This is a genomic window from Trinickia sp. HAY1-2D, assembly GCF_056754935.1.
Genome location: NZ_JBPGWX010000002.1, coordinates 1,080,886 through 1,093,341, shown reverse-complemented (window position 1 = coordinate 1,093,341; position 12,456 = coordinate 1,080,886). Strand labels below are relative to the sequence as shown.

The 12,456-nt window shown below is 64.8% G+C and carries 9 protein-coding genes; 3 read left to right on the top strand and 6 right to left on the bottom strand.

Features of this window, described 5'->3' with window-relative positions; genetic code table 11:
* Positions 1–58: 58 nt before the first annotated feature.
* From ACR9ZC_RS12070 to ACR9ZC_RS12045, 6 genes are all read right to left on the bottom strand, one after another.
* Positions 59–1,177, bottom strand: a complete 1,119-nt coding sequence (locus tag ACR9ZC_RS12070; RefSeq protein WP_481580451.1) for an aminotransferase class I/II-fold pyridoxal phosphate-dependent enzyme — start codon at positions 1,175–1,177, stop codon at positions 59–61.
* A gap of 11 nt (positions 1,178–1,188) precedes the next feature.
* The gene (locus ACR9ZC_RS12065) at positions 1,189–1,983 is read right to left on the bottom strand and encodes an SDR family oxidoreductase (RefSeq protein ID WP_481580450.1); all 795 of its coding nucleotides are present in this window, start codon (positions 1,981–1,983) and stop codon (positions 1,189–1,191) included.
* Positions 1,977–3,146 carry an aminotransferase class V-fold PLP-dependent enzyme gene (locus ACR9ZC_RS12060; RefSeq protein ID WP_481582653.1) on the bottom strand — a complete coding sequence of 390 codons (1,170 nt, stop codon included), beginning with the start codon at positions 3,144–3,146 and terminating at the stop codon, positions 1,977–1,979. Before ACR9ZC_RS12060 ends, ACR9ZC_RS12065 begins: the two co-directional genes overlap by 7 nt.
* Before the next feature lie 1,568 nt (positions 3,147–4,714).
* Positions 4,715–5,785, bottom strand: a complete 1,071-nt coding sequence (locus ACR9ZC_RS12055; protein WP_481580449.1) for a tryptophan 2,3-dioxygenase family protein — start codon at positions 5,783–5,785, stop codon at positions 4,715–4,717.
* Positions 5,786–5,851: 66 nt separating this feature from the next.
* Complete coding sequence (locus ACR9ZC_RS12050; RefSeq protein ID WP_331567601.1) at positions 5,852–6,352, bottom strand: VOC family protein; 501 nt, start codon at positions 6,350–6,352, stop codon at positions 5,852–5,854.
* A gap of 321 nt (positions 6,353–6,673) precedes the next feature.
* Complete coding sequence (locus ACR9ZC_RS12045) at positions 6,674–8,362, bottom strand: purple acid phosphatase family protein (protein ID WP_481580448.1); 1,689 nt, start codon at positions 8,360–8,362, stop codon at positions 6,674–6,676.
* A 250-nt stretch (positions 8,363–8,612) separates the two neighbouring features.
* On the opposite strand from ACR9ZC_RS12045, the gene ACR9ZC_RS12040 reads away from it, so the two are divergent.
* The 3 genes from ACR9ZC_RS12040 to ACR9ZC_RS12030 are packed head-to-tail and all read left to right on the top strand — an operon-like array spanning position 8,613 to position 12,440.
* Positions 8,613–9,491, top strand: coding sequence for a MurR/RpiR family transcriptional regulator (locus tag ACR9ZC_RS12040; RefSeq protein WP_481582652.1), 879 nt, complete (start codon positions 8,613–8,615; stop codon positions 9,489–9,491).
* Complete coding sequence (locus ACR9ZC_RS12035; protein ID WP_481580447.1) at positions 9,484–10,497, top strand: isoaspartyl peptidase/L-asparaginase family protein; 1,014 nt, start codon at positions 9,484–9,486, stop codon at positions 10,495–10,497. The genes ACR9ZC_RS12040 and ACR9ZC_RS12035 overlap by 8 nt, the downstream gene beginning before the upstream one ends.
* A 50-nt stretch (positions 10,498–10,547) precedes the next feature.
* Positions 10,548–12,440, top strand: coding sequence for a dipeptide ABC transporter ATP-binding protein (locus ACR9ZC_RS12030; RefSeq protein WP_481580446.1), 1,893 nt, complete (start codon positions 10,548–10,550; stop codon positions 12,438–12,440).
* Positions 12,441–12,456 lie beyond the last annotated feature (16 nt).

Genomic DNA, 12,456 nt, shown 5'->3' with positions numbered 1-12,456 from the left:
ACAGCGCGGCACCCGATTTCGTCGGATGCACCGTATCGCCCATCGAGGGCAATCCGGCTCAACTCCCAAGCAAACGCGCCATTCGCGAAAGCCCGAGTTCAAGCTCCTCGTCGGACACCCCGCCCGCCCCGAGCCGCAGATGCTGCGGGCACGCATACGCGTCGCCTGACATCACGAACGTGTTGTACGGCGGCATCAGCAGCTTGTGCGCAAACGCTCCCGCGGTTATCGGCAGATCCAGATATGCAAGTCCGAGCAGCCCCGCCGCCGGCCGGCGCCAGCGCAAGGCCGGCTGATCTGCAACGAACCGGTCGAGTCGTTCGATCCGTGCATATCCGACCGCTCGCGAGCGCTCGACGGCGAGCGCGAATCGATCCGGACGCAGTGCGATCTCGGAGATGCGTTCGCCCATCACGTTCATGATCTCGCTCGTGTTCTCGCGCAACACCATCGCGTCGGCAATCAGCTTTCGATCGCGCGTAATCATCCAGCCGGTGCGCAGCCCTTGCAAACCAAGCAGTTTCGACACGCTGCCGGTGCTGATACCGCGCTCGTACATCGTCGCCACGCGCGGCGTTTGCGGTCCTTCCCATTCGAGACCGCGATAGACCTCGTCCGAGATGACGTACGCGCCGACACGCTCGGCAATGCCGACGATCCTGCGCAGCGTCGCTTCGTCCTCGACACGCCCCGTCGGATTGTTCGGGTTGCAGATGAAAACGACCTTGGTTTTTGGCGTGACGAGCGCTTCGAGCCGATCGACGTCGAGCGCCCAGCCGCGCGCCTCGAGGCGCGGCGCATACTTCACGACCGCACCGATCTGCTCGGCCAGGACGATCGGCTGCTGCCAGCCGGGCGCATCGATCAAGAGTTCATCGCCGGGGCGAAGCAACTGAGTCAAAGCGAGATAATTCGCCTCCTGCGCACCCGCCGTGATCAGCACATCGTCGATATCGCACGCGGGACGATATCCGTAACGGTCGAGAACCTGGCCACGCAGGCCGCGCGCTCCCTGATAGTCCTCGCTCGACCAATCGAGAGGCATGCTGCCGTCGAGTTCTTCGATGAATTCCTTCAACGAGGGAGAGGGTGAAAGCGAGAACGTCACACAGGCTTCGGGTCTCGCGCGATGCGCGACGAGCCATTGCTCCCAGAAGCTATTGGATGGAACGGGCATGGAGGGCCTCCTTAGCTCAACACGGTCGGGCACACGCCCAAACCCAGCGACGCATCGATGACGGCACCGCGCAAAATGCGCGCTTCGTCGCGACACAGATAAAAACAAAGATCGGCGATCTCGCGAGCCTCGATCAGTCGGCCGCCCGGCAGCGAGGATTCGAGCGCCTGCCGCTGCTCGGCCGTCAACCCGCGCAGCGTGCTCGCTTGAAACATCGGCGTATCCGTTGCGCCCGGGCAGACGGTGAACACATCGATGCCGGTATACGCAAGCGATGCCGCGAGTTGCCGCCCGAGAAAGGCGACGGCCGCCTTGCTCATTCCGTCCGCCGCGCGAAAACGCGGAAAATGCGTGATGCCGCCATCGACCGAACTCACGAAGACGATCTTGCCGCGACCGTGGTGGCGCATCGCGGGCAATAGATCGTCGGTCAGCCAAAGCGGCCCGAGCGCATTCACGCGAAAGAACGCTTCGTCCTGAGCCTTGGGGTGCGACGCAACCCGCTCCACCGTCTTCGTGCCGACGCCGGCATTGTGGATGAGGACATCGACAGGTTCGACGAGGCGCTCGACCAGCTCCGCGTGGCTCGCACGGTTTCCGACATCGAGCGGCAAAGCGTCGACGCGGCGATCGCGAAACCGCTCGATCAGATCGAGTGCCCGTCGCAGGCTGTCGTCGTCCGGGCGATGCGTGAAGGTGACGTGGTACCCCGCCTCGGCGAACACCCGAATCAGCTCGATGCCGATGCCGCCGTTTCCGCCGGTCAACAACACACGCCGGGTTGCTTCGTGATTCCCATTCAACATTCAGTACTCCTAAGATGAGCGTCGGACACCATGTCGCTGTCCCGCACGTCGGCGGCAAGTTCGCGAAGCACGGTGCCCAGTCGACGAAAATCGTCGATCGAGTTGTAGATCTGCGCGCAGATACGCAGCGCAAGCCGCCGGCCGTCCGGCCAGGACGCAACGGATACGTCGATGCCATGCATGTCGTACAGGCGTTGCTGCAGCGATGCGGCTGCGTCGATAGGCGCCGCGGCGAACGAGTCCGGCAGTTCAAACGCGATCATGCTGCCGACCATCGAATCGGGTGCGAGCCGTACGACCGGCACCGCTTGCGCCAACGTGCGCGCGGCATCGAGCGCCAGCTCACGATTGCGCGCATAGAGCGCCGGCAATCCGCCGGGCAGTTGATTCCGCAGAAAGCGAATCGCGTCGGGAATGCATAACAGCGGCGTGGGGTCCGCGGTGCCAAGCCAGTCGAACTCGAGATGCAGCCGCGGACGATCGGTGCTCGATACGCCGTAGCCGCGGCTGATCACGGGCGGATGCAAACCGTCGGCGCGATCCCGCCGTACATGCAGAAAGCCCGCACCGCGCGGAGCGCAAAGCCATTTGTGACAATTGCCGGCGTAATACGCGGCGCCGATCGCGTCGACGTCGAGCGGCAGCATTCCCGGTGCGTGCGCGCCGTCGACCAGCGTATCGACACCGCGGGCCGCCAGTCGGTCGACGAGCGCAGCAATAGGAAAGACGATCGCCGTCGGACTGGTCACGTGATCCAGAACCGCGAGCCGCGTGCGCGCCGTCACGCGATCGAGCACGGCGTCGACGACCGCATCGGGGTGGGCCACGGGGGTCTCGATCCGAGCGACGACGATCCGCGCGCCCGTTTCGCGCGCCACGAAATCGAGCAGATTCCGGCACGACAGGTAAGCGTGGTCCGTCGTCAGGATTTCATCGCCCGCGGCGAACGATCGCGATCGCAGCACGGCACTGAGCGCCGTCGTCACGTTCGGCAGCAGCGCCAGATCTCCCGGGGATGCGCCGATGAGTTCGGCCAGTGCCTGGCGCGCATCGTCGAGTCGAGCCGGAAGCTCGCGCAGAACGAAGGCGCACGGCTGTCGTTCGATTCGGGTGCGCCACTCGGTCTGCCGATCGAGTACCTCGATGGGACAGGCGCCGAGCATGCCGTGGTTGAGACACACGATGCGATCGTCGAGCAGGAAGCGCTCACGCGCGGCTGCGACATCGAAGGCCGGCTCGCTGCGAGCTTCATGCGAACCGGAAGGGTCGATGCCAACGTGCGCTCCCGGCTGTGACGCATGCGCGCGTCGCGCGTCGATGACCCGCAGCAGGTCCTGCCTCGTCGGCCCCGGCGGCGGCGATGGAGGATGCGCCGCCAGCGTACGGCGCACGCGCTCGATGAGCGCGCCGCGCGTAAATATCGCATCGGGCTCCTCGAGCATGCTCGTGCGGCGGGCCAACGCATGCCACACCTCGATGTCATGCCGGCCCGCGGCCGCGATGTGCTGGAGCGTAATCGATTCGTCGCCCAGCGACGGATGAGCCTCGCCGCGCCATAACGCAAGGCGCGCACGATCCTGGGCGACACTGTCGTCGAACCAGGGGCGCAACAGCGTTTGTGCGAGCGCGTCGGCTTCGAGTGCGAGTCGATAGCCGTCGCCCACACCGAGCGCACCGACCATGTCCGCGATCGCAAACGCGTGGCGCGCAGCGAGCGACATGCCGCGCGTATAGACCGGGTTCGTCACGCAAATCGAATCCCCGACGCCGATGAGCCCGAGCGCGAGCGGCCGGCGATCGACAACGAAGCGTCGAAAGCGATTCTCGCAGACGGGCCAGCGAAGGACGTCGGAGAGCGGTTCTCCCGCTTCGATATCGAGCCATTCGGAAAGGCCGGCATGCAAACGGGCCGCCGCGGTGAACGTCTGCGCATCCGATAGCGGCGACAGCATGACGTCGCCGTGCGGAACGATCATCGTCACCGACACATAACCATGATCCGCGGGGCACGCGATACAGCCGCTCGATGCCGCATAGGCACCGGCGGAAAGACCCGAGGTCAACTGCACGGCCGGCCGGTTGCGCGACCGGTACCAGCGCGTGAGATAGGACAGGCCGCAGGTTTCCGAGCTTTCCACCGGTGCCGATGCGCCGAGCGCTTGCAGCCACTTTCCAGATGGCGATGCACGTCCCAGCGCGTCGATCGTGAGATCGGCACGCACGTCGCCCTCCGACGTGCGTACACCTTCGACGACCGGTAAGGGTCCGGGCGCTGCCAGCAGTCCGGTGACGACCACCCGATCGCGCAGCGTCACATTCGGCTCGGCGCATACGATGCGGCGGACGACTTCCTCCACGAGCGAGCGTCGGCACGACAGGCCGAACAACGCGTCGTCGTCGACGCGCGGCACGGCTTCCTTGCCCGGTTGCAGCGTACCGCCAAACGGCGTCTCGATCGCGCCCGCATCGAGCAACGCCTGCCACACGTCGGGCGCGCGCGAACGCAGTACCTGGCGCCCAAGTGCCGCGAGCGCATGAGTATGACGCGCCTGCGGTGCACCTTTGCGCCAGCTCGCATCGAACGGGGCTTCACCGCTCGATGCGCGATCGACGCGCGGCGTCATATCGTCGCGATCGAGCAATTGAACGTCGGCGCCCTTGCGCGCGAGCGCGAGCGCAGCTATCAGGCCCGCCATGCTTGCCCCGACGACGACCACGCGAATGCGCGCCATCATCGATCCTCCAACGCCGGATCGAGCGTCGGGACCGCGGCCTTGCGCAACAACAACGAACGCGCGGTCCAAAGATCCGAAAACACGCGATAGCGCAGCGCGGTTTCGTCCAGATAGTCGACGCCGCTCGAGCCGCCGGTACCGACGCGGCGTCCGATGATCCGCTCGACCATCCGCGCATGCCGCTGCCGCCAGATCACGAAGGCTTGCTCGAAATCGAGCACCGCTTCGATGAGCTCGCGCGGCCATCCGAGCTCGGGTCGTTCCCGGTAGCTTTCGATGTAGAGCAATGCGGCGCGGACCGCACGACGTTTGGCGCGCGTCGCCATATCGGCTTCGGGGTCGTCCTGCGCGCGCAGGTAGGCCTCGACGTTCGATTCGTCGGCCCGCCGGCGGACCGCGAGGCGCTCGATATCGTCGGGCGGAAGACCGCACTCGACGAGCATTTGCGCGCGGCTGCGGTTCTCGTCGCGAATGGCGCGCACATAGTCGCCGATGAAGCCGTCGACCGTCCCGACGATCGGCAGACGGGACAGCCATTCATAAAGGCAATCCTTGAAACTCGGGCCTTGCGCGATACGCGCTTCGACACGTCGGGACGACCATGAGGGCGTGCCGTCCGCAGACTTCAGCGCGTCCTTGAAGCATCGGTTGCCAGGCGAAATGCGTTCGTGGTCCTCGAGCCCCAGCAGGATCTCGACTTCGCGCATCTGGGCCGATTGGAAGCCGCTCGCTGGCGTAAGCGCGTCGCGGAAATCGAGAAAATCCCGTGTGGTCATCGTCTCGATCACCCGGAAATGCTGATTCGCCTGCTCGAAAATGACGATGGCCCGGCGCAGGGAGCGTACGATCGGCGCGACGCGATGGTCGTGCGGCATGTCCTCACTCAGCGCATTGCGCGCGAACGTCAATTCACGCAGGATGAGCTTGAACCAAAGCTCGTAAATCTGATGGACGACGATGAAAAGCAGTTCATCGTTACCGACTCCCGATTCGTCCTCACCGAGGCCAGTTTGAAGCGCCAACAACTCCTCGACTTTGAGGTAGTTCCAGTAATTCGTTTCCTTCATGCGCGACCTCGATCTGCGTTTTTGCAATGGAATGCGCGGTCGACGAATGCGACCGTAGGGACCCGCTCAGATCGCGGTCTTCTTGAACTCGGCCCACTTGGCCAGATCGTCGTATGCGGTTGCCGCAAACCGTTCCCATATCGCGGTCGCGGGTACGCGGGGCTTGACGATCAATTCGATCCGGTGTCCGCTCGGATCGTTGCAATACCAGGAGCTCGCGAGCTCGCCGTGCACGACGGGCCCTTCGACTGCCACGCCGCGCTCGCGCAGCCGTGCACAGATGGCCTCGGCGCGCGTTTCATCCTCGACCTCGAGCGCGAGATGTTGTGCCCAATCGTTTTCGACCGGCAGAACCGGTTCCTTGCTGCCGTGAATTTCGAAAAAGCAGATATAGCTGCCGTCTTCCATTTCGAAGAAGACATTGTTGTTGATGGCCTTGAGCCCCGTCGACGGGATGTGATTGATCATCGTCGCCGCAAATTTCATCCCGATTCCGTTGACATAAAAGTCGACGGTTTCAGCGGCGTCCTTGCATCGATAGGCAGCGTGATGAAGCTTTTTCGGCATGGGCATTCCTTTTAACGATACGAGGCAAATCGCCGTGCGGCGAGGAGGGAAAACGGTTGCCGCTTGCGGCAACCGTTAGCGTTGCGCAAGAGCAATCATTCGGAGTCAGCTAATGAAGTGCTGCAGGAGGATTGTCGAAAAGTCGCGGCGGTACGGGGAGGATGGGGCGCGAAAACGAGAGGACGACAGCGAAAAGTAGAACCAATGCAACGCGGCGACAGCGCCGGTACCGCACGACCTTCAGCGAGCAGGAAAGCCGTTACGTCTGCCATCTGATGCAGGGCGTGACGAAGCCGCGCCCTGCATCAGTCGACCTACATCTCAACGACGTGCCTTCGCGAGCGTCACCGTCTCGAAGAGCTCGTACTCCCCGGTCGGGACGCGGTCCGCGCCGGGCGCGTGATAGTAGTTCATCGTGATGGTGGTCTTGCCGCCACGCTCGCCCGGATCGACATCGAACACCGCAATGCCGTAGCCCGTCTCGGTATCGCGCTTCGCGGACCACACCGCGTCTTCCACCGCGTCGGCCGGCGCACGCACGAAGGTACCCGCGCTCGCACCCGGCATCGGACGGTTCGGCTTCGTGAATACCTTCGCTTGCGCGATGCCGGTGCCGGTGTCGACGCCATACACATCGAGCGGCGCACTGGTGCCGCCACCGCCGAGAATCAGGTGGATCGTCCCGCGCGTCGTGTCGAAGGTGTTGGCACCGTACTGCGCATGACGCACCGGTCGCGGCGTCAGCGTGTCGACGCGCTCGCCCGTCGCCAGGTCCGTACCCATGTACCGGAAACAGCCGCACACCGGATAGCTGCGCTCGTAGTCGTGATCGTGCCCGCAGAGTACGAGGTCGACGCCATAGCGCTCGAAGAGCGGCAGCCACGCCTCGCGCAATGCCTTGTCCGAACCGTTGCCTGTCTTCGACGAACTCAGCGCGTCCTGATGCATCTGCACGACGATCCAGTCGACATCGCGGTCGTCCGCGGCGCGGCGCAGCGTTTTCTCGAGCCAGCGCGTCTGCTCGCCGTTGCTGTAGCCGCGCACGTATAGCGAGGTTCCCGGCGCGATCGGCGGATTGCCCGTGCCCGGTGCGGGCACGAGCGGCGCGGGGCCCGCGACGAACGCGGCGGCATCCTGATACACGACGTCGTCGGCATCGAGCGAGATGAACAGCACCGAGCTCACCTGAAACGCGTACCAGCGCCCTGGGAAACGTGTGCCGTTATCGGGCAGCGTATAGCGCGTCAGATAGGAGTCGAGACCCTGCGGGCCGTTGTGAAACTCGAGTTCATGGTTGCCCGGGCACGGCATCCAGGGACGATTGGCCGCCGATGTCTGGTTGTCGTTCCCGAAATCGCGCCACACATCGGTCTGATGCGCCGGGTTGAGGTTCGCGTAACACAGGTCGCCGTTCAGCAGGTGAAACAGCGGCTGAAACCGCTCGACGGCCTCCACCGCGAAGCGGCTTTGCGGCGACGACAGGACCCAGTTGGTGTTAGGCGTCGCCAAATCGCCGTAGCTCGTGAAGCGGAACGGCTTGCGACCGCGCGGAGCGGTCGCGAAGCTCGCGCTGAACGGAGTGCCGACGCGGCTGCTGTTGTCCGCGGTGACTTCATAGCGGTACGTGGTATCGGGCCGCAAGCCACGCACGCGCGCATGATAGGCGAACACTGCGACACCGGAGAGTCCGTCCGTGTACACGCGCTGTACCGCGCGCACGGTTTCGCTGTGGCCATGGTCCGCACTCACGGTGACTCGCGCCCCGGTGGCCGCCGCTTGCGACGCCCACGACACGACGACCTCGCTCGTCGGATCGTCGCCCCACGTCAGATGGATTTGTTCGGGCGTGCCGTCGGCGGCCTCGCCTGCCGAAGCCGCTTTCGCCGCCACGGTCAGCGCGCCGGCCGCGCCCGCGAATCCCGAGGCGCCCGCGAGCTTGAGAAAGCCGCGGCGCGATACGCTGCCGCTCGCATGATCCAAAGACGCATCGGTGGTGTTTTTCTTCGTCATTTCCTGTCAGCCCTCATGTATCCACGGCCGTGCGCCGGCCGACGCGCTTGCATGTCGCGCCATGCTAGCGGCGGCGAGTGAAGGCCAGATGTCACCCCCCGCACCGCGCGTGCGCCCACTTGTCGTGGCCCGAGCGCCCCCATCCTCTATGCTCCATCTCGGCGTAAACCCCTATGAAAATATTTTTTTGTCGTCGATACTCTGGTGAAAATTTACTTACATGACGAACACCACTGCCCTTGGCACCGCGATGAATCCGCCCTCCTCGTCCGTCGTCGAACGCATAGCCGAAACGCTGCCGGCCCTGAGCGACGCGCATCGGCGCCTTGCCGATTACGTGCTCGCGAAGCCGTTCAAGGTTGCGTTGATGAGCATCGACGAATTCGCGAACGCCTGCGAGGTGTCGAATGCGACAGCCAATCGCTTCGTACGCAAGCTCGGTCTGCCGGGCTACCCGCAGTTCCGCGCGCTGCTCGCGCAGGGGTTCGAGGACGCGCTGGCGCCTGTCGAGCGCTTGCGTTTCGAGCGCACGCGCGCCGCGTCGGCGGCCGATGTCTTCGCCGCATCGCTCTATGAGGATCAGCGCAATTTCGAGCTCACGCGCGCGTCGCTGAGCGCCGACCAGTGCGAGAAAGCGGTGCAAGCCGTGCTGGACGCCCGGCGCATCTCCGTCCTCGGCTTCGGGGCGAGCGGCTATCTCGCGGGGCTCCTGCAGCGCAACCTGGCGGTCTATTGCGACATGGTGGAAAACCTCGCGACCATCGGCGGCGTATCGGAAGCCGCGCGCCAGACTTCCCGGCTCCGCACGGGCGACCTCGTCATCGCCATTTGTTTTCCGCGCTATCTGGCCGACACGGTCACCCTGGTCAAGGCCGCACGCGACACGGGCGCCAACGTTCTCGCGCTCACCGACAAACCCACCTCGCCGATTGCCGCCTGCGCCGACATCTGCCTGTTCGCGCATAGCGAGCGGCAATACCTCTCGAACTCGGAGACGTCGGCACTCGGCTTGATAGAAGCACTGTGCGCGGCTGTCGCCCATCGCTCCGCCAATTCGCTCGACGCGGTGGCAAAGGTCACCGAATCGGTGATGCCCTGGCTGAACCACAAGGAAGACAAGCATGACTAACGCTGTACTCGCCATTCATGGCGGCGCGGGCGCAATGGCGCGCGAAGAAGCTTCGGCGGACGTGCGCGAGGCCTACCAGAGCGCCATGCGCGAGATTCTGCGCAACGCCGGACGGATTCTCGACGAAGGCGGCACCGCGCTCGATGCCGTGACGGAAGCCGTGCGCCTGCTCGAGGAATGTCCGCTTTTCAATGCGGGTCGCGGTTCCGTCTTCACGAGCGCGGGTACCCATGAACTCGATGCGGCGATCATGGACGGCCGCACGCTCAAAAGCGGCGCGGTGGCCAATCTGCGCACCGTGCGCAATCCGGTGCTCGCCGCACGTGCCGTGATGGAGCGCAGTCAGCACGTCCTGTTCGTTGCGGACGGCGCCGAAGCGTTCGCGCGCGCGCACGGACTCGAGTGCGTGGAGCCCGCGTTCTTCTCGACGCCCGAGCGCCGTGCGCAGCTCGAACGTGTGCAGCGAACGAGCGCGGATGGGACAGCGCTCGATCACGACGGCACCCCAGCCGCGCAATCGGCAGTACCGCTATCGTTTCCGGGCGGCTCGCAAGACAGCGCGCTGAGCTCTGCGCCGCTCGACGAGGGTCGCAAGCTTGGCACGGTGGGGGCCGTCGCGCTCGATGCGCACGGCAACCTTGCCGCCGCGACATCGACGGGCGGCATGACCAACAAGCAGCCCGGGCGCGTCGGCGACACGCCGATCATCGGCGCGGGTTGCTATGCGAGCAACGACACCTGCGCGATTTCGACGACCGGAACGGGCGAGATGTTCATCCGCCTGGTGGCCGCGCATGACGTCGCTGCCCGGATGAAGTACGCGGGCGCTTCGCTCGAACGAGCCTCGCATAGCGTGATCCACGAACAGCTGCCGCTCATCGACGGCAGCGGCGGCCTCATCGCCGTCGATGCCCACGGCAACGTCAGCATGCCATTCAACACCGAAGGAATGTACCGGGGCTTCATTCGCACCGGACAAGCCCCTGTCGTCGCCATCTATCGGTGACAGGCGAACGAGCCCTGTCGCTCCCGGCCCTTATCGATGCGAGCCAAACCATGAACCCGATAGCTGCACCATTCGAAGACATGGCACCCAGCCAAGTCGTCCGCGTCGACGATCTGAGCGTCGAATTCAAGGGTCCCGAGTGCACGATCCCGGCGGTCAAGCACCTTTCGTTTCATGTGGATCGCGGCGAAACGCTCGCCATCGTCGGCGAATCGGGTTCGGGCAAGTCGGTTACCTCGCTCGCGCTGATGCGCCTCGTCGAGTATGGCGGCGGCCGCATTACGAGCGGACGCATGCAATTCCGCCGCCGGGCCGGTCCCGTCGTGGACCTCGCGCGCAGCAGTGCGCAGCAGATGCGCGCGATGCGCGGTGCCGATCTCGCGATGATCTTCCAGGAGCCGATGACATCGCTGAATCCGGTGTTCCCCGTCGGCGAGCAGATTGCCGAATCGATTCGCCTTCATCAAGGCTTCGGCGCAAGCGCCGCGCGCGCCGAAGCACTGCGTATGCTCGATCAGGTGCGCCTGCCCGATGCCAGGAACGTACTGGGGCGCTTTCCGCATCAACTCTCGGGCGGCATGCGCCAACGCGTCATGATCGCCATGGCGCTGGCGTGCCGGCCCGCCCTGCTGATTGCCGACGAGCCGACCACCGCGCTCGACGTCACCGTACAAGCGCAGATTCTGCAGTTGATCCGCGAGTTGCAGCGCGACATGCAAATGGGCGTGATCTTCATCACGCACGACATGGGTGTCGTGGCGGAAGTAGCCGATCGCGTGCTCGTGATGCTGCGCGGCGAAGCCGTGGAGGATGGCCCCTCGCAGCAGATCTTCGATGCGCCGTCCCATCCGTACACGCGAGCCCTGCTTGCCGCGGTACCGCGGCTCGGCTCGATGCGCGGCACCGATCGCCCCGCGCGTTTTCCTCTGCTCGACGGCGCCGATGTGGCAGGCAAGACGCCAATAGCGGAGGCTCCCGCAACCGCCGCGGCAGCCGCCGACACGAGACGCGAGCCGATTCTCAGTGTGCGCGAGCTCACGACGCGTTTCGACATCCGTACCGGCCTCTTCAGCCGCGTGAAACGCCGCGTTCATGCGGTCGAGCAGGTCAGCTTCGATCTGCATCCCGGCGAAACGCTGTCGTTGGTCGGCGAATCGGGCTGCGGCAAATCGACGACGGGCCGCTCGCTGCTGCAGCTCGTCAAAAGCCAGGGCGGCCGGATCGTATTCGACGGCCAGCCGATCGATAGTCTGCAGGGTGCGGCACTGCGCGATCTGCGCTGCCATATCCAGTTCGTTTTTCAGGACCCATTGGCCTCGCTCGATCCGCGCCTGAGCGTCGGTTACTCGGTCATGGAGCCGATGCGCATCCATAAGCTGTATGACGAGCGCGAAGCCGAAAAACGCATGCGCCATCTGCTCGAGCGTGTCGGGTTGCCGGCCGATGCGGCGCAGCGCTATCCGCACGAATTCTCGGGCGGCCAGCGGCAGCGCATCTGCATTGCCCGGGCACTCGCCACCCATCCCAAGGTCATCGTCGCCGACGAATCGGTGTCCGCCCTCGACGTATCGATCCAGGCTCAAATCGTCAACCTGCTGATCGATCTGCAGCACGAACTCGGCATGGCCATGCTGTTCATCTCGCATGACATGGCCGTGGTGGAACGGATCAGTCATCGCGTGGCCGTCATGTATCTCGGTCAGATCGTCGAAATCGGCTCACGTCGCGACATCTTCGAGAATCCTCAGCACCCCTACACGAAGAAGTTGATGAGCGCGGTACCGATCGCGGACCCGCGTCGGCGCCACCTCGACCGCAAGCTGTCCTCCGACGAGATTCCGAGCCCGATCCGCGATGTCGGCGACGAGCCCGTCGTTGCACCGCTCATGCAGGTCGCTCGGGACCATTTTGTCGCGCAGCATGCCATTGCCGCGCAGTTTTGATGCACCACCACCCTGC

What these genes read in the sequence shown, in the direction of transcription:
- ACR9ZC_RS12050 (WP_331567601.1), bottom strand. Translation starts at nt 6,352, where the DNA reads ATGCCGAAAAAGCTTCATCACGCTGCCTATCGATGCAAGGACGCCGCT.
- ACR9ZC_RS12065 (WP_481580450.1), bottom strand. Translation starts at nt 1,983, where the DNA reads ATGTTGAATGGGAATCACGAAGCAACCCGGCGTGTGTTGTTGACCGGC.
- ACR9ZC_RS12040 (WP_481582652.1), top strand. Translation starts at nt 8,613, where the DNA reads ATGAATCCGCCCTCCTCGTCCGTCGTCGAACGCATAGCCGAAACGCTG.
- ACR9ZC_RS12045 (WP_481580448.1), bottom strand. Translation starts at nt 8,362, where the DNA reads ATGACGAAGAAAAACACCACCGATGCGTCTTTGGATCATGCGAGCGGC.
- ACR9ZC_RS12070 (WP_481580451.1), bottom strand. Translation starts at nt 1,177, where the DNA reads ATGCCCGTTCCATCCAATAGCTTCTGGGAGCAATGGCTCGTCGCGCAT.
- ACR9ZC_RS12055 (WP_481580449.1), bottom strand. Translation starts at nt 5,785, where the DNA reads ATGAAGGAAACGAATTACTGGAACTACCTCAAAGTCGAGGAGTTGTTG.
- ACR9ZC_RS12035 (WP_481580447.1), top strand. Translation starts at nt 9,484, where the DNA reads ATGACTAACGCTGTACTCGCCATTCATGGCGGCGCGGGCGCAATGGCG.
- ACR9ZC_RS12030 (WP_481580446.1), top strand. Translation starts at nt 10,548, where the DNA reads ATGAACCCGATAGCTGCACCATTCGAAGACATGGCACCCAGCCAAGTC.
- ACR9ZC_RS12060 (WP_481582653.1), bottom strand. Translation starts at nt 3,146, where the DNA reads ATGCTCGGCGCCTGTCCCATCGAGGTACTCGATCGGCAGACCGAGTGG.